The sequence below is a fragment of the Streptomyces sp. NPDC088733 genome (assembly GCF_044751185.1).
In the GTDB taxonomy this organism is placed as follows: domain Bacteria; phylum Actinomycetota; class Actinomycetes; order Streptomycetales; family Streptomycetaceae; genus Actinacidiphila.
Genome location: NZ_JBIVLH010000002.1, coordinates 28,087 through 45,733 on the forward strand (window position 1 = coordinate 28,087; position 17,647 = coordinate 45,733).

15 protein-coding genes, 1 pseudogene and 1 riboswitch are annotated in these 17,647 nt (G+C 69.5%); of the genes and pseudogenes, 9 read left to right on the plus strand and 7 right to left on the minus strand.

What is annotated here, in order from left to right; translation table 11 throughout:
• Window positions 1–29 precede the first annotated feature (29 nt).
• Window positions 30–590 (minus strand): GNAT family N-acetyltransferase, encoded by a 561-nt coding sequence (locus ACIP64_RS03490; protein WP_401581256.1) that lies wholly within the window; start codon window positions 588–590, stop codon window positions 30–32.
• A gap of 239 nt (window positions 591–829) precedes the next feature.
• Here ACIP64_RS03490 and ACIP64_RS03495 point away from each other — a divergent pair, with 239 nt between their 5' ends.
• The 5 genes and pseudogenes from ACIP64_RS03495 to ACIP64_RS03515 all read left to right on the plus strand — a co-directional run bounded on the left by ACIP64_RS03495 (window position 830) and on the right by ACIP64_RS03515 (window position 4,464).
• Window positions 830–1,057: a ferredoxin gene (locus tag ACIP64_RS03495; protein ID WP_401581259.1), complete on the plus strand. Its 228-nt coding sequence runs from the start codon at window positions 830–832 to the stop codon at window positions 1,055–1,057.
• Window positions 1,054–2,424, plus strand: a pseudogene (locus ACIP64_RS03500) (NAD(P)/FAD-dependent oxidoreductase); the annotation flags it as partial. The gene ACIP64_RS03495 and the pseudogene ACIP64_RS03500, both read left to right, overlap by 4 nt.
• A gap of 132 nt (window positions 2,425–2,556) precedes the next feature.
• Window positions 2,557–3,678: a cytochrome P450 gene (locus tag ACIP64_RS03505; RefSeq protein WP_401582377.1), complete on the plus strand. Its 1,122-nt coding sequence runs from the start codon at window positions 2,557–2,559 to the stop codon at window positions 3,676–3,678.
• Window positions 3,679–3,982: 304 nt separating this feature from the next.
• Window positions 3,983–4,189, plus strand: a complete 207-nt coding sequence (locus ACIP64_RS03510; RefSeq protein WP_401581260.1) for a hypothetical protein — start codon at window positions 3,983–3,985, stop codon at window positions 4,187–4,189.
• The gene (locus ACIP64_RS03515; protein WP_401581262.1) at window positions 4,186–4,464 is read left to right on the plus strand and encodes a hypothetical protein; all 279 of its coding nucleotides are present in this window, start codon (window positions 4,186–4,188) and stop codon (window positions 4,462–4,464) included. The genes ACIP64_RS03510 and ACIP64_RS03515 overlap by 4 nt, the downstream gene beginning before the upstream one ends.
• Window positions 4,465–4,572: 108 nt before the next feature.
• On the opposite strand, the gene ACIP64_RS03520 is transcribed toward ACIP64_RS03515, so the two are convergent.
• Both ACIP64_RS03520 and ACIP64_RS03525 read right to left on the minus strand, forming a co-directional pair.
• Window positions 4,573–7,899: a BTAD domain-containing putative transcriptional regulator gene (locus ACIP64_RS03520; protein ID WP_401581264.1), complete on the minus strand. Its 3,327-nt coding sequence runs from the start codon at window positions 7,897–7,899 to the stop codon at window positions 4,573–4,575.
• A gap of 120 nt (window positions 7,900–8,019) precedes the next feature.
• The gene (locus ACIP64_RS03525) at window positions 8,020–8,562 is read right to left on the minus strand and encodes a monooxygenase family protein (RefSeq protein ID WP_401581267.1); all 543 of its coding nucleotides are present in this window, start codon (window positions 8,560–8,562) and stop codon (window positions 8,020–8,022) included.
• A gap of 405 nt (window positions 8,563–8,967) precedes the next feature.
• Between ACIP64_RS03525 and ACIP64_RS03530 the strand changes: the two genes are divergently transcribed.
• Both ACIP64_RS03530 and ACIP64_RS03535 read left to right on the plus strand, forming a co-directional pair.
• Entirely contained in the window at window positions 8,968–9,507 is a 540-nt protein-coding gene (locus tag ACIP64_RS03530; protein WP_401581269.1) for a hypothetical protein, read from the plus strand.
• Window positions 9,508–9,647: 140 nt separating this feature from the next.
• Entirely contained in the window at window positions 9,648–11,105 is a 1,458-nt protein-coding gene (locus ACIP64_RS03535) for a PepSY-associated TM helix domain-containing protein (RefSeq protein ID WP_401581272.1), read from the plus strand.
• Window positions 11,106–11,177: 72 nt separating this feature from the next.
• Here the strand turns inward: ACIP64_RS03535 and ACIP64_RS03540 are convergent, their stop codons facing one another.
• Window positions 11,178–12,287: a HoxN/HupN/NixA family nickel/cobalt transporter gene (locus tag ACIP64_RS03540; RefSeq protein WP_401581275.1), complete on the minus strand. Its 1,110-nt coding sequence runs from the start codon at window positions 12,285–12,287 to the stop codon at window positions 11,178–11,180.
• A 27-nt stretch (window positions 12,288–12,314) separates the two neighbouring features.
• Window positions 12,315–12,516: riboswitch (cobalamin riboswitch) on the minus strand.
• An 88-nt stretch (window positions 12,517–12,604) separates the two neighbouring features.
• On the opposite strand from ACIP64_RS03540, the gene ACIP64_RS03545 reads away from it, so the two are divergent.
• Window positions 12,605–12,982: an ArsR/SmtB family transcription factor gene (locus ACIP64_RS03545; protein WP_401581276.1), complete on the plus strand. Its 378-nt coding sequence runs from the start codon at window positions 12,605–12,607 to the stop codon at window positions 12,980–12,982.
• 152 nt (window positions 12,983–13,134) lie between these two features.
• On the opposite strand, the gene ACIP64_RS03550 is transcribed toward ACIP64_RS03545, so the two are convergent.
• Entirely contained in the window at window positions 13,135–13,752 is a 618-nt protein-coding gene (locus tag ACIP64_RS03550) for a superoxide dismutase (RefSeq protein ID WP_401581279.1), read from the minus strand.
• A 367-nt stretch (window positions 13,753–14,119) separates the two neighbouring features.
• Between ACIP64_RS03550 and ACIP64_RS03555 the strand changes: the two genes are divergently transcribed.
• Window positions 14,120–15,259 carry a HoxN/HupN/NixA family nickel/cobalt transporter gene (locus ACIP64_RS03555; RefSeq protein WP_401581282.1) on the plus strand — a complete coding sequence of 380 codons (1,140 nt, stop codon included), beginning with the start codon at window positions 14,120–14,122 and terminating at the stop codon, window positions 15,257–15,259.
• 183 nt (window positions 15,260–15,442) lie between these two features.
• Here the strand turns inward: ACIP64_RS03555 and ACIP64_RS03560 are convergent, their stop codons facing one another.
• Both ACIP64_RS03560 and ACIP64_RS03565 read right to left on the minus strand, forming a co-directional pair.
• Window positions 15,443–16,330, minus strand: coding sequence for a hypothetical protein (locus ACIP64_RS03560; protein WP_401581284.1), 888 nt, complete (start codon window positions 16,328–16,330; stop codon window positions 15,443–15,445).
• Entirely contained in the window at window positions 16,327–17,121 is a 795-nt protein-coding gene (locus tag ACIP64_RS03565; protein WP_401581287.1) for a hypothetical protein, read from the minus strand. Before ACIP64_RS03565 ends, ACIP64_RS03560 begins: the two co-directional genes overlap by 4 nt.
• Window positions 17,122–17,647 lie beyond the last annotated feature (526 nt).

A 17,647-nucleotide genomic window follows, 5' to 3' on the forward strand; every position in this document is an offset into this window, starting at 1 on the left:
CTCCCCTTCACACGCGCTCGGTCACCGGCTCATGGTTCGCTCATCGTGTGTCGCCGGTCGAACTCGTCGGCCAGCATGCCCATCATGACGAGGTCGTGGTGCCGGCCGGCGAAGAATACGTGTTCCCGCAAGCGCCCCTCCTCGGTGAAGCCGAGCGAACGGAAAAGTGCCAGCGATGCCTCGTTGGGGGCCAAAACCGCTGCCAGGCATTTGTGGTAGCGCCGCTCGGCGAACATGAAGCGCAGCAGCAGCACCACGGCTTCCGTCGCGTAGCCATTGCGCCGGTGGTCGGCGCTGATGGTGACATCGCACTCGAACCAGCCTGAGTGAGGGCCGGTGCGATGTGAGCCGACTGCACCGACCAGCTCTCCCGTGGCCGTCGCTTCGACCGCCAGCCGGAAGTGGTCGTCGTCGCCGACGGCAACGGCCTGTTCCTTCGCCCAGGCACGGTGGATCTCGGCGGACCTCGGCAGATCCAGGCGTCCCCCGCGCGGCCCGCCGTCGTCGGCGAACCGCGCGAACGCCGTCCAGTCGTCGGGCTCGACAGCGCGCAGGCGTACCCGATGACCGGTCCAGCACGACGATGCCATGCCACATTTGATCACGCTGCTGTGTGCGCGAGGCCGACGGGCACGCCGAGGCGGACGTTGTCCGGGGCGATCGGATCCACCGGTATCGGTGCCGCCGTTATGCTGGTTCGTGGTGGTTTTCCGCTGTATTGCACCACGTGGTTCCCGTCCGATGTCGGCGGACAGCGGCCGGAATGCCTTGGGCGCCGGAGCGGCGCCGGCTTGAAGGTCCACAGCTCCCGCTCCCTGTGGAGGCCGGGGTGAAGGTTGTCGTCGATCTTTCCCGATGTACGGGGTATGCGCAGTGCGCGTTCCTGGCTCCGGAGGCGTTCCGGATGCACGGTGAGGAAGCGCTCATGTACGACCCCCACCCGGATGACGCCTCGCGCGACCAGGTGCTGCGCGCCGCGGCGGCCTGCCCGGTCCAGGCGATCCTGGTCGACCGGTTGGAGGCGCGGCACGCACCGCCGGAGGCCTCGCCGTCATGACCGGTACCGACAACCTGCGTGCGTTCAAGCGCGATGGCCGCATCGTGGTCGTCGGTGCCTCTCTGGCGGGGCTGCGGGCCGCCGAGGCGCTGCGGGACGAGCGTTTCACCGGATCGTTGACCATGATCGGCGACGAGCCGGGCGAGCCCTACGACCGGCCTCCCCTGTCCAAGCAGGTACTGACCGGCTGGGTGCCGGCCGGGCGCACCGCGTTGCCCCGCCGCCGTGGCATCGATGCGGAGTGGCTGCGGGGTGTGCCCGCCGGCGGGCTGGACCTCGCGACGCACCACGTGCGTCTCGCCGACGGACGCGAGGTTCCCTTCGACCGGGTGCTGATCTCCACCGGGGTGCGGGCCCGGCCGTGGTTCGCCGAGTCCGAGGCGTCCCTGGGCGGAGTGTTCGTCCTCCGTACGCGCGAGGATGCCGAGAGCCTGCAACGGGCCCTCGCCGCCGGGCCTTCCCGCGTGCTGGTCATCGGTGCGGGATTCACCGGCTCCGAGATCGCCTCCGTCTGCCGCGAGCGGGACATCCCGGTGACCGTCGCCGAACTCGCGCCCGCCCCGCTGGTCGGGGCGCTCGGCGCCATGATCGGCGAGGTCGCGGCCGCCATGCAGCGTGCTCACGGTGTCGACCTGCGGTGCGGTGTCGAAGTCGCCCGGCTGGAGGGCGACGCGCAGGGACGGTTTCGCCGTGCTCACTTCGACGACGGCAGTACGGTCGACGCCGATGTGGCGGTGGTGGCGCTAGGGAGCATCCGGAACACCGAGTGGCTGCGGGAATCGGGACTGGCGGCGGGCGTGTGGGGCATCACCTGCGACACGGGCTGCCGCGCCCTCGGCGTCGACGGCCGCGTCACCGACGACGTCTTCGCCGCGGGAGACGTGGCACGGTGCCCGAACCCCCTCTACGAGAACCGGCTCATCTCGATGGAGCACTGGGTCAACGCCGTCGAGCAGGCAGAGGTCGCGGCGCACAACATGGTCAGCGTCCCGGAGGACCGCCGAGCCCACGTGTCCATCCCGCTGTTCTGGTCGATCCAGTTCGGCGTCAACATCAAGTCCGTCGGTGTGCCGACCTTCGCCGACGAAGTGGCCGTCACCCAGGGATCGCTGGACGACCACCGCTTCGTCACCGCGTACGGCTACCGGGGCCGCGTCACGGCTGCCGTGAGCTTCAACAACGGCAAGTGGCTGGACCACTACCGGCGCTTGATCGAGACGGCCGCACCTTTCCCGCCCCCCTGCCCCACGCCCGACCGGCCCGCCGGCATGGAACCGGTGCCCGTCGACCTCCCCGGCCTCGCCCTGCTCGCCCAGAGCGCCACGGTGGTCGTCGCCGGCCAGGATCCGGGTGGGCGCCGCGTCACGGCCGTGCACCAGCAGCGGCAGGCGGAGGACCGGACGACCACGCCCCGGACTCCCGGCACCCTGCAACGGATCTTCGACTATTCCGCCAGGGCGGACCCGTACCCGCTGTATGCCGAGTTGCGTGAGACGCCGGTGGCCCGGCAGGAGGACGGCAGCTGGGTCATCAGTACGTATCGTGAGATCACGGACGTGCTGAATGACCCGCATCTGAGCTCCGACCTGGGCAATCTGTCGGATCCACCACCGCCGGTCGAGGGAGCGGCCACGTCGTCCTTCATCCACATGGACCCGCCCGAGCACGATCGCCTGCGGCGCATGGCGATGCGTCAGTTCGGCCCCCCGCACACCCCGGGGTTGGTGATCGGCATGGAAGGGACCCTGACCGCCGTCGTCGCGGGCCTGATCGACGATTTCGCGGGCAAGGAGCGGATCGACGTCGTCGACGATTTCGCCTTCCCGTTCCCTGTGACCGTGAACTGTCGCGTGCTCGGCGTGCCCCGCGAGGTCGAACCGGATGTCCACCGCTGGGTGAGCGATCTGATGAACTCGGTCGACTACACCCCTGAGACCGACCCGAAGGAGAAACTGGACAAGGGCGTACAGGCCCGCAAGGACTTGTACCAGTGCCTCGGCGAGCTGGTGGAACAGAGCCACCGCCGGCCGGGAGACGGCCTGTTGTCACGACTGGCCAACGACGACGGGCCCGACGGCCGGATGACCGACGCCGAGATCGTCGCCACCGCCAGACTGCTCCTCGTCGCGGGCCATGAGACCGTCGTCAATCTCATCACCAACGGCATGCTGACACTGCTGCGCCACCCGCAGGTGCTGCGGCGACTGCGCGACGAACCGGACCTCGTCGTGCCACTGGTCGAGGAACTGCTGCGCTACGAGCCCCCCGTGCAGATCATTCCCTGGCGGGTGGCATACAGCGACATCACCGTCGCCGACACCGTCATCCCCCAGGGCTCCCAGATCATGCTCATGCTGGCCTCGGGCAGCCGTGATCCGAAGCGCTTCCACGATCCGGACCGCTTCGACCCGGATCGGCACGACAACCAGCACCTGGGGTTCGGCAGCGGCATCCATCTGTGCTTCGGCGGCCCGCTGGCCCGGCGGGAAACCCAGACCGCGCTGACCGAGCTGGTACGCCGGCTCGACCGCCCCAGGCTGGTCACCGACCCGCCGCCGTACCGGCGCAGCCCCGTTCTGCGGGGTCCGGTCCATCTCGAGATCGAGCAGGGTGACGGTTGACTCGGCAGCGAGCGGGGGCCGTTGAAAGGCCGCGCCCCCTCGGCCGACAGACCGCCGAGCCGCCCGACGCGGAGGGCAGAGCAAGGTCAGCGGATCAGGACCTCGGCCTCGATCTCCACCGGGATGCGGAAGGGGCGCTCCGCGAGACCGACTGCAGACCGGGCAGATCAGCCGCATCCCCTTCGGCCAGCCCTTCAGGCAGTCGCCGGCCGGCTCGGCCACCCAGGTCCCGTCGCGGATCTCGCCATCGGGTTCGACGGCCGACGTCCGGGCGGCCTGCGGGATCTGCGGGATTGCGGCGTGGATGGCGTCGGTGATGGTCGTCCCCACCGAGTGCGACAGCCGACGTCCGCGCGCGGTCTGCCAGTTCAGGAGGGCATGGGTGCCGCCCGCGGAGTCGGTCCGGATCGGTGTCTGGCGCCCGCGCCGGAACGTCTTCGGCAGCTGGGCCGGCGTCATCCGGGTGGCTTCGATGTGGTCGGCGGCGGTGTTGGAGCCGGCGTTCGTGTGACGATCCGGGCCGGGACCGCCGTGATCGACGGCACCGTCTGCCCCACTTGGGACTGGAACCACCACAACGACCTGCACTCGGTCAAGGCCGGTTACGCCGGCATGAATGTGCAGATCGCCTGCTTGATGGACGGCGATCTCGTCGCGGTCGGACCGGTGCCGATACCCGGGGCGCGCCACGACGCGCACGCCCACGCCTCGGGCCTCAAAAACCTGATGGACGGCATCCATCAACTCGCCGACCTCGGCTACGTCGGCGTCGGCCTCGTGCCGTAAAAGCGCCTACCCGGCCGCGACCTGCCGGAGAACCACAAGCGGGACAACGCCCTGCTCCCCAGCGTGCGCGCGGCCGTCGAACGCGCCGCCGTCACCGGACTCATCAACCTACGAAGGTTCATGAGAGTCGCTTACGACTAGGGCTCCGGGATTCTCGTCGAGAACGGCCAGGAACCTCTCGGCGCGGCGAGCGAAGAGGTGGGCCCCGCGTTCGCCGGATCGGGTGCGGGCTTCCTCTGCGGCGGCTCGCACGACATCGACGGGTTCGCCGCGGGCCTGCAGCAGGCGCGCGCGCAGGAGCAGGAGAAGCCCTTCGGCGTAGCGTTGACCGTGGGCTTTGATGGCCTGGTCGGCCTGGTCGAGGGCGGAAGCGGCCCGGTCGGGCAGCTCGGCTGCCAGCCACATCTCGGCCACCAGTCCGTACCAGTAGGCGAGGCCCCATCTCGGCGGGTCGGCCAGGGTCGCGGCCAGGAGTTGTTCGGCCTTGGCCGCGGCGCCGGCCGGGTCATCGCCGGTGAGGGCACGGGCCCAGTACCAGTCCAGCCGTATATAGGTTTCCTGGGCGACGCCGGGAAGGTCGGCGCTGGCCGCGACCCACCTTTCGGTCGCTTGCATCGCCCAGTCCGCGTCACCGGCCATCGAGGCAGCCATGGTCTGGTAACGGGTCCAGCCCGACATCTCGAAGAGGTCCCCCTCGGCCTGGTACACCGTGCCGAGCAGGGAACGCCCCGTCTCGACATCGCCATGCAGCGAGGTAATGACCCCCAAATAGCCGATCCACTCATCGGGGATCCGCCAGCGTCCGCGGTCGTCACGGCGTCGAATCGGGACACCTCCGACCTGGTCGGCAAGGTGGTACAGACTTTCTTGAGCCGGTCCCGGGTGCGGGTCGGCCGAGTTCGCGAGCAGCGAGGCAACGTCGTCCGCGGTGGTACGGCCCAACCAGCTGAAACACTGATAGGCCGCGCCGATGTCGCCGATGTCCCAGTGGTACAGGCCCCAGGCCTGCCGGCCGTACGCCTGGATTTTCGGGTCCGCGGACGCCTGGCCCTGCTCATGCAGCCGGCGAGCCCACATCCCGCGGTCTTTCTCGGTGGAGACGTAGGCCCCGGTCATCCGATAGAAGAGGAACTCGGCCTCGGCCGTCTCGCGGCCGAGTCTGCGGGCCAGATATGCGCCCCGTTCCAGCAGATCGTACGTCGAGCCGCCCATTCCCGGAGGCTCGACGGCGAGGAGGTTGAGCAGCGCCAGGACGGACAGTTCGATCTCCGGCAGTCCTGCTGTCCGGGCGATCTGGATGGCCGATTCCAGGTTCCGATAGGCGGCCGCGAACGCGAGCTTGGTCGCCGCGCGGCGACCGGCGCGTGCCAGTGCCTTCGCGGTGCGACCCGAGTCGGCCAGGGGGCCGGCGGCCCACAGGTGGTAGGCGAGGCGTTCGGCGACGGACTCGTCGTCGGCGTGGATGGGTTCGAGGGCGTCGGCGACGCGCAGATGCAGCTGGACGGCCTGCTGCCGCGCGGTGGCCTCGGTGATCGACTCGCGGATCAGGTCGTGCGCGAAGTGCCACGAGAACGGGTCTTCCGGCTTGGCCTCCAGGAGACCGAGTTCTTGCAGCGGTTCGAGGCATTCGAGGCATTCCGCGATCTCGACGCCCATCGCGCGGGCAAGTAGGTCGAGGTCCACGTCGCGGCCGATGACCGCGGCGGTACGCAGCAGGCTGTGAGCGCTGTCGTCGAGGCCGGTCATCCGATCGCGGACGACGTCTCGCACGGTGGCCGGCACGCCGGCTGGTACGGATGCGCCGCCGTCGCCGAGCGAACCACCCTCGCTGAGCAGCCGGGACAGCTCCTGGACGAAGAACGGATTGCCGGCGGTGCGAGCATGGATGCCGCGGGCGACTTCGGCGCCGGGCTCGCGGCCGGTTTCGCGGCGGATGAGCTCGGTCACGTCGGTCAGGCCGAGCGGGCCGAGCCGGATCCTGCGGTGGCCGGGCAGCCGGCCGACGGTCGCCAGGACCCGCGACAGGCTGGAGCCGGGTACGGGTGCGCGATCGCGTAGCGCTCCGATGATCACCGTGCCGGTGGGCGGCCGGGCCGTCAGGTGGCCGAACAGCTGGAGTGAGGCGGCGTCGGCCCACTGCAGGTCATCGACGATCAGCAGCATGGGCCGTTGCGCCGAGGCATGCCCGACGACGGTGACGACCTGCTCGAACAGGCGGAACTGTGCACGGCTGTCGGGAATCGCCGACCCGGTGGCGTAGTCGTCCGGAGATTGGAAGAGTCCGCCGAGCTCGCCGGCGAGCCACTTCTCCCGCAACGGCGCGGGGAGGCTGTCGAGAATCGGGCGGAGTGTCTGCTCCCAGGGCCACATCGACGGTGTTCCGTCGCCTTCCAGGCACGAACCCCAGACGACCAGCGCGCCACGCCGACTCGCTTCTGCAGCGATCTCCTGCAGCAGCCGGGTCTTGCCCACGCCCGGCTCCCCTTGGACGATGCCGAGCGCCGCACTGCCGGTGAAAGCCTTCTCCACGGCTTGGCGCAGTACGGCGAGTTCCTCGACCCTGCCGACGAGGCCGGCTTCCTTCCGCGCCGAAGCGGCGGCCGTACTCGCCACGGGCGGCGAGGTCTGGGGCTGCGTCAGCACGTGCAGGTGTGCGGCCCGTATATCCGGACCGGGATCGATGCCGAGTTCGTCGGCGAGGCAGGCGCGGACCCTGTGGTACGCCGACAGTGCCTCGGCCCGGCGTCCCGCGGCCCCCAGGGTGGTGATGAGGCCGGCGTGGACGGGTTCGTGGAACGGCGATGTCGATGCGGCGAGTTGCAGCGCCGACAGCACCGATTCCGGTCGGCGCAGCGACACGGCCAGCTTGGCCGCTTCGGTGCACGCGGCGCGGAACTCGTCGTCGAGACCGGTGAAGGTCGGCAGTGCGGTCGACCTGTGGGTGAACCCGTCGCCCGCCCGGCCCCGCCAGAGACCGAGCGCTTCGACATAGCGGTCGAGCGCCGTTTCCTGGCGTTGCTGTGCCATGGCCTCTTTGGCGGTCGCAACGAGTTCTCGGAAGGTGAGGAGGTCCAGGGCGCCGGGGGCGGTGGAGAACAGATAGGCGTTGCCGCGGCGGTGCAGGTAGGAGCCGGATTCACGGGCGGGGATCGCGGGTTCGAGCAGTCGCCGCAACGCGCCGACGTATTTGTGGATGATGTTGAGCGCGCTGTTGGGGACGTCATCGCCCCAGATCAGGTCGATCAGCTCGCCCGTGCTGGTCGGCCGGCCGGCGCGGGCCAGCAGCAGCGCCAGGAGGTATGCCTGTTGTCGTGGCCCGGCATCCAGTTCGACACCGTCGCGCCAGATCCGTAGCGGGCCCAAGATCTGCAGATACGGCGAAGATCGGCCGGCCGGCTGATCCTCGCCGCCAGAGGGGACTACGGGGACTGACACCGCGGTACCTCTCGCCTCCAGAACAGCAATCGCTGGAAGCCTATCGTTTCGCTCCCGTCCGGCGCGAGTGACTTCCGAGGCGCGGACCGGAGCCGTTCCGGACGCCGAGCCGACGCTGTGTCAAGCCGTTCCGTCGGTGGGTTCCGGCTGGGTGTCCGGCGTGTAGAGCTCTTCCTCGCTGACGACCGGTGCGGTGGTTTCTTCAGGACGTCCGACTCGCGCGGCCGAGCCGAACAGGTGGCCGCGCGCCGGCCGCACGGGGGCGAAGGAGGCGAAGCCCCGCTGGCTCGGGATGTCGTCGTACACCGCCTCCATACCGCCGCGGATCAGGTACGTTTCGTGCCAGAAGCCGGTGCCGCCGCTGTCGCGCAGGAAGTCTCGCCACCAGCGCCGGTGCGGTTCGGACCGCGCCCATGACAAGAGCGAAGGCAGGTCGCGCCAGTACTGGCGGATGCCGACGTGCATGGGGAACAGCGACCACAGCAGCGACTCGTGCGACAGCATGCCTTCCGGCCGGTCTTTCCCGGATTGGCCGATCTGCGGGCCGTAGCCGGCCAAGGTGCGCAGGCCGTAGAGCCGATTGACTCGCATACCGAGGTAGACGACCACGAGGTCGGGATATGGAGTGAGGTCGACTGTCTGCCGATTGACGCGCGTAGGCATCGCTGGTGTCTCCTTGGCTCGTTGGGTGACGGGCCAAAGCTAGTGACCGGCACGGAATGGACACTTGACGTCGACTGAATGCGCGGGCGGCGGCATCCGTGCGGTCGCACTCAGCTGTGGAGTTCGGCGAGCAGGCCGCCGGCGCGCGCACAGCAACCCTCTGCCCAGGCGGAGTTTACAAACGTTGGAGCAGTTTCCGGGTCGGCGCCATCCCGCACTCGCCTTCCGAGATCTGCCCTAGCACAGCTGTGGGCGCGCCGGTGGTGCTTCCGTGCGCCCCATCCCTCATTCGGGTGGTGAATGGCATCATGGCTGCTCATGACGCCCGGGCCTGCCTTCCGTCTCGCACGTGCCGCGGTGTTCGCGGCCGTGTGTGTCGCGGTGACAGGTCTTGGACATGCGCTGATGTCGCGGTCGGTTCCGGGCTGGGCGGTGGGGTACGCATTCGCCGCGACGACCGCGGGCGCGTGGTGGCTGGCGGGTCGACGTGAGCGCGGCGCGGCAGTGGTGCTGGGCGCGACCGTGGTGACCCAATTCGCCTTGCACGGCTGGTTCGGCCTCGCCCAGGCCTTCGCCGCGGCTCCTTCGGGTGCCGGGGACGGTGCTGTCGGCCATCAGGTTTCGGGCTCCGCGGAAGCAATGCCCATGAGCAGCGCCGCGATGAGCGGCTGGTCGCCCGGCATGTTCGGCGCGCACGCCCTCGCGGCGGTGCTGTGCGGCCTGTGGCTGTGGCGCGGTGAGGCTGCTGCCTTCCGGCTCGGCCGCTCCTTGGCCGCGTTCGTCTTCGCTCCTTTGCGCAGGGCCTTCCTCGTCCATGTCGTGGTCAGCCCACCGGCGCAGGCGACGCGAGTGTCCCTTCACGCCCCCTCGCGGCTGTCTCAGCAGGCGGCCCTGTGGCACGGCGTCACCCGGCGCGGCCCGCCGCGGCCGGCGATGTGCTCCTGACCGTCCGTCTCGCTGCTGTGCGATGACGGGCGCAGTGCGGCGTGCCCGCACGCACGCCGTACCGCCGTTGAGGCGGACACAATCGTCGGCTTTGTGAGCGCCCGCGCCCCGCGCGCCGGGCGCCGATTGGGGATGCAGCAATGTCATCGACACAAGAAGAAGCGTCAAGGGACAACGCCCTCATAGCGGCATCGGCTGCCCCGGGAAGCGGTCCCGAACAAAGGGGCCGATCGTGGAAGGGGGTCCGGGCGCTGCTCGTGCGGCTGCACTTCTACGCGGGTGTGTTCGTCGCCCCCTTCCTGCTGGTGGCCGCTCTGACGGGGCTGGCCTACACCTTCACACCCCAGCTCGACCAGCTCTTCTACGGCGATCAGCTCGGCGTGGCGAAGGTGGGAGACACAGCGCGCCCGATCGCCGAACAGATCGCCGCGGCCCGGAAGTCCCACCCGGAGGGCACCTTGTCCTCGGTGATCACTCCGCCCGGGCCGGATGACACGACGCGGGTGGTCCTGTCACTGCCGGAACTGGGCGACAACCAGCGCACGGTGTTCGTCGACCCCTACACCACCGAGGTCAAGGGGGCGCTGACCACGTGGTACGGCTCCACCCCGCTGACGACGTGGCTGGACGACCTGCACCGCAATCTGCACCTTGGCGAGACCGGCCGGCTGTACTCGGAGGTCGCCGCCAGCTGGCTGTGGGTGATCGTCGCCGGAGGGCTCGTCCTGTGGCTCGGACGTGCCCGCGGGCAACGCGCCAGGTCGGCACGGGGCGTGCTGCTGCCCGACCGCTCCGCGGGCGGAGTGCGGCGTACCCGCAGTTGGCACGCTGCCACCGGTGTATGGCTCGCCGTCGGCCTGCTCGGTCTCAGCGCCACCGGCCTGACCTGGTCCCACTACGCCGGCGCCCGGTTCGGGGAATTGCTGGACGCGACCAAGGGGCATGCGCCCGCGCTGGCCACCGCCCTGCCGGGCGGGCCGGACGCAGGCGAGGGCGGGCCCGCGGGGCACGCCGGACACGGCACGGGCGCCGGCCCGGCGCCGGCCGACCCAGCCGACTTTGACACGGTCCTCGCGGTCGCCCGCGAGGCGGGGCTCGGTGGCCGGGTGGAGCTGACGCCGCCCGCCGATGCGACGAGTGCGTGGACCGTGGCCCAGGACGACGACCTCTGGCCGGTCCACTACGACCAGGTCGCCGTCGACGCCGCCAAGGGCGAGGTCACCTCGGAGAGCCGCTGGGTCGACTACCCACTGCCGGCCAAGCTCAGCAAACTCGGCGTCCAGGGCCACATGGGCCTGCTGTTCGGCATCGTCAACCAGATCCTGCTGGCGCTGGTCGCGGTCGGCCTGATCTCCGTCATCGTGTGGGGCTACCGCATGTGGTGGCAGCGCCGCCCCACGCGTGGCGACCGCACGGCGGCCCTCGGGAAGGCCCCCGCACGAGGGGCGTGGCGACAACTCCCGCTGCCGGTGCTGATCATCGGCGTCCCGGCCGTCGCCGCGCTCGGCTGGGCCCTGCCTCTGCTGGGCATCACGCTGATCGCGTTCCTCTTCTACGACATGGCGTTCGGGCTCTACCTGCGGCGCCCCGCCCCCTGACGTCGCAGCGAGCGAAGGTGCCTCCGGGTCGGGCACACCACTGTGCCCGACCCGGAGGCCACCGAAAGAGCGTCAGACGCTCCCCGCAGTTCGCGCAGCCCAGCGATCCTCGACCTTGGCGACGCGCCAGTACGCGATCGCGATGGCCCACACGACGACGAAGAGGCCGACGATCACGTAGCCGACGTTGTCGAGATCGAGGCCGGCGACCCAGCCCGTGACCCCGTCCGTCATGTCGAGCTTGTCGTGCAGGACCCCGACAAGCTCGATGGTGCCGATGACGAAAGCGACGGCGATGGACAGACCGGTGATGGTGAGGTTGTAGTAGACCTTGCGCACGGGGTTGGAGAACGCCCACTGGTAGGCGAAGTTCATGAACGTCCCGTCGAGGGTGTCGAACAGGCTCATCCCGGCGGCGAACAGCAGCGGCAGGCACAGGATCGCGTACCAGGGCAGACCGGCGGCGGCCCCGCTGCCCGCCATCACCATCAGCGCGACCTCGGTGGCGGTGTCGAACCCGAGCCCGAAGAGGAAGCCGAGTGGGTACATCTGCCCGGGACGCGTGATGGAGCGGGTGAGCCTGCCGAGGACGCGATTCATGAACCCCCTCGATTCCAGGTGGGTTTCGAGCTCGCGTTCGTCGAAGAAACCCGTGCGCATCTTCTTGAAGACCCGCAGTATGCCCAGGAGGGCGACGAGGTTCAGCACGGCGATGAGATAGAGGAACGTGCCGGAAACGGTGGTTCCGACCACGCCCAGCGCCTGGTGCGTTCCGGAGTCCTCGTCTGCCAGGGTGCCTGCCAGACGGGCGCCGCCGGCGACCAGCGCCGCCAGGACCACCACGACGCTGGAATGCCCGAGGGCGAACCAGAAGCCCACCGACACCGGGCGTTTGCCGTCCGCCATGAGCTTGCGCGTGGTGTTGTCGATGGCGGCGATGTGGTCGGCGTCGAAGGCGTGCCGCATTCCGAGGGTGTAGGCGGTGATACCGAGGCCGAGCCCGAAAGCCTCGGAACCGACCCGGTAGTCGTTCGGTGTCACCAGCAGGAACAGGACGCCGAAAGCGACCACGTGCAACGCGGCGATCACGGCCATCAGGGCCGCGGTGCGGAGCGTGTCCTCGCGCCGCCAGCGGAACGGCCCGGCGGACGGGACGGACGGGACGGATGGGGGCAGGGTCATGCGGTCACGCTCCAGCACCTCGTGGATCAACTCGTGAGATGCCGCGGCCGGTCTCCTGGCTTACGGGCGAAGCGCGCCCGCCCCTGCCTTCCCGGCCTGTGAGGACCAGTGGCACCGCCGAAGCGGAAGGGGCGGGAACTACCCGATCACAGTGGCGAGGGCCGCCCCGGACTGAGCCTTGCATCGGCTGTCACCGGTCTTCCCGAGCACCACGGCGCCATCACCCTAGGAGCGCGGGCTCTCCGCCTGCAAGGCTGCACAGGTGCAAAGACGCACAGGTATTCAAGATCACATCCTCGGCTGCCAGGATGGCGCCCATGCACCTTGTTCCCGCCGAGCGGGCGGGCCACCGAACCATTGACGGCCACCGTGTCTGCGACGCTGTCGCGGCCATTGGAGAACCTGGGCATGTACGGGCCTGGGCGGATCGATTCTCGCTGCTCGCCGACCCGGGCCGCCTCGCCCTGCTGCTGGCTCTCCGGACGGCGGGCCCGATAGCGGTCACCGACCTGGCCGTCGCCACGGGCATGACGGACACGGCGGTCTCCCAGGCCCTGCGGCTGCTGCGGGCCGCCGGCATCGTCACCGGTGACCGACAGGGCCGGATCGTCCGCTACCGCATCGTGGACGACATGACCGGGCAACTGCTGGGACACTGCGCGGACCCTCAGGGAGACGGGGCCGCCGACATGTGACGTTGCCGTCGCCCGCCGGCCGACGACGAGCTGGTTGACACCCGGCGCCTGCGAGACCCCTTCGGTGGACCGAGATCGGGACGGGCAGGTGAGCCCGGCGGGCCCCACCGGCCCCGCACACCGTGCGGGCGGGGCCGGATGCGCGTCAGCCGTCAGGCGCCGGAGGCGGTCTTCGCGGCGGTGAAGCGCGCGGTGACGTCGGTCCAGTTGACGAGGTCCCAGAGCTTGGTGACGTAGTCGGGGCGGACGTTCTTGTACTGCAGGTAGTACGCGTGCTCCCAGGCGTCGAAGACCAGGAGCGGGGTCGTGCCCTGGCCGACGTTGCCGTGGTGGTCGTAGACCTGCTCGACGATCAGGCGCTTGCCGAGGGGTTCCCATGCCAGGACGCCCCATCCGGAGCCCTGGACGGAGGCCGTGGCGACGGTGAGCTGCTTCTTGAAGGCCTCGAAGCCGCCGAGGTGCTCGTCAATGGCGTCGGCCAGGGCGCCGTCCGGGCGGTCACCGCCGTCCGGGGAGAGGTTCTGCCAGAAGATCGAGTGCAGGACGTGGCCGGAGAGGTTGAACGCGAAGGTCTTCTCCAGCCCGACCAGGCCGGTGGGGGTGAGGGCGTCCTTGTCGCGGGCCTCCGCGATCTGCTCCAAGGTGTCGTTGGCGCCCTTGACGTAGGCGGCGTGGTGCTTGGCGTGGTGGAGCTCCAGGATCTGTCCGGTGATGGCCGGCTCCAGCGCGGCGTAGTCGTAGGGCATATCAGGAAGCGAGTACGTGCCCATCAGGCACAACCCCTTTCTGCGAGGGTGATCGATTGCGCCAGGATCACCCTACGCCTCTTGTTGCGATGAACTTGCAACAGCGACAGAAGTGCATCAGCATGTTCCCTGGACGGGGTCGGCCCCTCAGCCTTCGGAGTCGTCGTGTCCGCGGTCCCGGACGCGGCACCCCCCGCGGGGTGATCGTCTTTCCAGCCGGCACCTGCCGGTTCTGGCCGACCCCGCCCACCCCGGCCCGACCCCTCCCACTGGGACCCTTGACTGGATCATTGCCTTATAAGCATTCGCCGTTAACTGCGAACAGCTTGCAAGTAGTTTTCTGTGGCGCCTACTTTGACATGTCCCTAGGTATGTCCAGAAAGAGGCGCTCATGTCCACCGCTCCACCGCCCGCCGCAACGGGAGCTCCGACCCTGCTCAACCGTGTCCGGCACGCGCTCAGTCCTCGCGAGTGGGCGCGGGTCGGCGGCATGGCTGCCTTCGTCATCGGCCTGCACGTGATCGGCTGGTTCACCCTCGTCGCCGTCGTCGCGCCGGAGCACTACAGCCTCGGCACGAAGAGCTTCGGCATCGGCATCGGCGTGACCGCCTACACCCTGGGCATGCGCCACGCCTTCGACGCCGACCACATAGCCGCGATCGACAACACCACCCGCAAGCTGATGGGTGAAGGGCAGCGGCCGCTGTCCGTCGGCTTCTGGTTCTCCCTCGGGCACTCCTCGATCGTCTTCGGGCTGGCCTTCCTGCTGTCGCTGGGCGTCAAAGCTCTCGCCGGGCCGGTCGAGAACGACGACTCACAACTGCACAACGTCACCGGCTGGATCGGCACGACCGTCTCCGGCACGTTCCTCTACGTCATCGCCTTCATCAACCTGCTGATCCTCGCCGGCATCTGGAAGGTGTTCCGGCAGATGCGGTCCGGCCACTTCGACGAGGCCGCGCTGGAAGAGCAGCTGAACAACCGCGGCTTCATGAACCGGATCCTGGGCCGTGTGATGAAGTCCATCACCAAGCCCTGGCAGATGTACCCGCTCGGCCTGCTCTTCGGACTCGGCTTCGACACCGCCACCGAGATCGCCCTGCTCGTCCTCGCCGGTTCCGGCGCCGCCTCAGGGCTGCCTTGGTACGCGATCCTCTGCCTGCCCGTGCTGTTCGCGGCCGGCATGTCGCTGCTGGACACCATCGACGGCTCGTTCATGAACTTCGCCTACGAATGGGCCTTCTCCAAGCCGGTCCGGAAGGTCTACTACAACCTCACCATCACCGGCCTGTCAGTCGCCGTCGCGCTCATCATCGGCACCGTCGAACTGCTGGGCCTGATCGCCGAGAAGGCCGGCCTGCACGGCGCGTTCTGGGACTGGGTCTCCGGCCTCGACCTCAACATCATCGGCTTCATCATCGTCGGGCTCTTCTTCGCCACCTGGCTCGTGGCCCTGCTGGTGTGGAAGTTCGGTCGCATCGAGGAGAAGTGGACCGCGGGTCTGCGTCCCGCGGAGCCGCGCGCCGACTGAGCCGCCGTCTCGAGTCCCACCCGATCCGAACGCCCCTGGACCATCCCGACCGGTCCGGGGGCGTTCGCGTGGTTCGACCGTCTCCGCGAGACGTCGCGCGGGCTGGATTCACCACGTTCTTCGCCGCAGCGCGCAGCGTTCTCGTGACGTCCCCGCGGGAAGCCCAGGAGGTGGTGCCGCGTATTACGGCACCCTTGCCGTGCTGGACGTCGGGACCAGGTCGTCCCCGTCGTCCTGCAAGGTGGAGACCGCGCTGAAGATGTAGAAGCACCCCGCCGTCACCACCGCCACGCCGGCCAGGACGGGGGTCCACGCCCTCAGTTTGGCAGTGGCCGACTGGCCGCGAAAGCGTCCTTCCACGATCGAGAATCCACGGATGGTGGCAACCCCGACGCCCGTGAGAGTCAGCGCCATCCCGACGCCGAAGGTGATCACGATGGCCAGAGCACCGAGCGCGCGGCCCGTCAGCAGCCCGCTGACGAAGATCAGGAACGCCGACGGCGACGGCAGCAGGCCACCCGAGAGCGCCAGAGCCGTCAGGCCCTGACGCGACCACGGATTGGTCAACTGCTCGACGTGGTGGTGCGCGTGGGCGGTCTCGTCGTGCGCGTGCGCGTGATCGTGATCGTGCCCGTGAGAGTGGCCCTCCGCATGAGAGTGGCCGTGCCCGTGGGAGTGCCCATGTCCGTGCCCATGAGAACGGCGGCGGTCGCGGAGGTGCCGGTACACCAGACCCACACCCACGATCGCGACGACCGCTCCCGCCGCGACCTGCATCCAGGCGGTGGCGGTCCGGGTGCTGACCGCCGTACTGCTGACCCCCACCCACAGCAGCGCGAGAACCAGCACCGAGAAGGTGTGCATCGTGGCGACGATGACGCCGAGGCGCACCGCGTCCTTGTAGTGTCCGCGCGTGCCGACCAGGTAGGCGGCGGTGATGCTCTTGCCGTGGCCAGGGGCAACCGCGTGAGCGGCACCGACGCCGAGCGCGACGACCAGGACCACCCAGAACAGGGATTGCCCGTCGAAGAGGGCGATCAGGTGGTTGTCGAGACTGCCTATCCCTGTCATGCGTTGCTCCTGGTACCGGTGCCGGCGTCGGCGGGTGCTGGGTCGTGCGTAGTGGAGTCCTGACCCGGCGGGAGCAGGGACTCGGTCGGCGGGTGGGCCGCCACGGCAGAAGGGCCCGCCACTTGGGCGGCCTTGCGGCGGCGCGACCGCCGGAGGACGAAGCCGCCGATGGCCAGGGCGGCTGCCACGGTCCCGATGGCGAAGGCCACGACCGTCCCGCGGACGCTGCCCCCGGAGGCCGTGAACCGTACGTGCGCGGTCGGCTGGTCGGAGGTGAACAGCGTCGGCTGCGTCTGAGCGGGACCAGTCGCGGTGAGCATGGTCCGGTACGCGGGGTGGAGGTCGGTGAGCGAGGTGATCGTGACGTCCACCGCCGTCACCGGAGCCGGGCAGTCGAAGGCCACTTGGGCTCCGCGGGCGAGGAAGTCCCGCATGTCCTCCACCACAGCGCCGTGGCAGGGGTGTCCCGCCTGTGCGACGGTGATGTGTTTGAGCAGGTAGCTGCGGATGGTCGGCGACTCCTGCAAGCGCTGCGTGAACGACAGGTTCGAGGAGTTCGCGCCACCCTGGCCGCCGAACACGCCCAACGACTCGCCGAGTGCGACCCAGTCGAGCTTGTCGGTGTTCCACGCGATCAGCAGGCGGGAGCCCTGGACGCTGGCGCCGGCGGTGGACGGCGGGCCGAACGGGTGGGCCGAGGCGGAGGGCGCGGGGCCGGCCAGAGCGGTCACGATCGCCAGCACGGCCCCTGCCAGCGCCGTGCCCGGCGTCGGGCGTGCCGAACGCCTCAAGCGGGCTGGGAAGTGAAGGGACAAGGGTGCGGATCTTTCGTGCGGCCTGGTGGGGGCGGACATCAACGGCGCGATGACACGTGCCGAAACCGCACTCTGTACAACCAGTCGGACACGTTCGCGACAATCGCATGGAGGCCGGATGAACATGACGATCACCGACCCCTACGGGAGCGTCGGCGTACCGACGAACTGGGGCGGCGTGGGTGACACAACGCAGTTTGTCGTCGGCTGAACGATCGGGCTGACGCCGATCCCACCGAAGGCGGCCCCCGCGTGCGGGGAACCTGTGCGTATCCGCGCGGGATACACGCCCTGCTGGACTTGCCGGCCACCATGTCAGCGCGTTGCGTGGGACGCCCTACCGCCCATGTGCATCGACGCGTAATGCCGCTGGCGAGCTTCCTCGACGTCCTCCGGGAAGGCGTCATCCAGGCCGAGGTGGTGATCGTGTTGTCGGGCTTCTCCATCGCCCGTGTGCTCCGGAGGTTCGCCGCGGTCCCGGTCCCGGCCCGTGCGGCCTCGC

Coding starts and splice junctions, on each gene's coding strand:
- ACIP64_RS03510 (WP_401581260.1), top strand. CDS start 3,983: ATGGCGTCGGTGATGGTCGTCCCCACCGAGTGCGACAGCCGACGTCCG.
- ACIP64_RS03525 (WP_401581267.1), bottom strand. CDS start 8,562: ATGCCTACGCGCGTCAATCGGCAGACAGTCGACCTCACTCCATATCCC.
- ACIP64_RS03540 (WP_401581275.1), bottom strand. CDS start 12,287: ATGACCCTGCCCCCATCCGTCCCGTCCGTCCCGTCCGCCGGGCCGTTC.
- ACIP64_RS03560 (WP_401581284.1), bottom strand. CDS start 16,330: ATGACAGGGATAGGCAGTCTCGACAACCACCTGATCGCCCTCTTCGAC.
- ACIP64_RS03490 (WP_401581256.1), bottom strand. CDS start 590: ATGGCATCGTCGTGCTGGACCGGTCATCGGGTACGCCTGCGCGCTGTC.
- ACIP64_RS03535 (WP_401581272.1), top strand. CDS start 9,648: ATGTCATCGACACAAGAAGAAGCGTCAAGGGACAACGCCCTCATAGCG.
- ACIP64_RS03530 (WP_401581269.1), top strand. CDS start 8,968: ATGTCGCGGTCGGTTCCGGGCTGGGCGGTGGGGTACGCATTCGCCGCG.
- ACIP64_RS03550 (WP_401581279.1), bottom strand. CDS start 13,752: ATGGGCACGTACTCGCTTCCTGATATGCCCTACGACTACGCCGCGCTG.
- ACIP64_RS03545 (WP_401581276.1), top strand. CDS start 12,605: ATGCACCTTGTTCCCGCCGAGCGGGCGGGCCACCGAACCATTGACGGC.
- ACIP64_RS03555 (WP_401581282.1), top strand. CDS start 14,120: ATGTCCACCGCTCCACCGCCCGCCGCAACGGGAGCTCCGACCCTGCTC.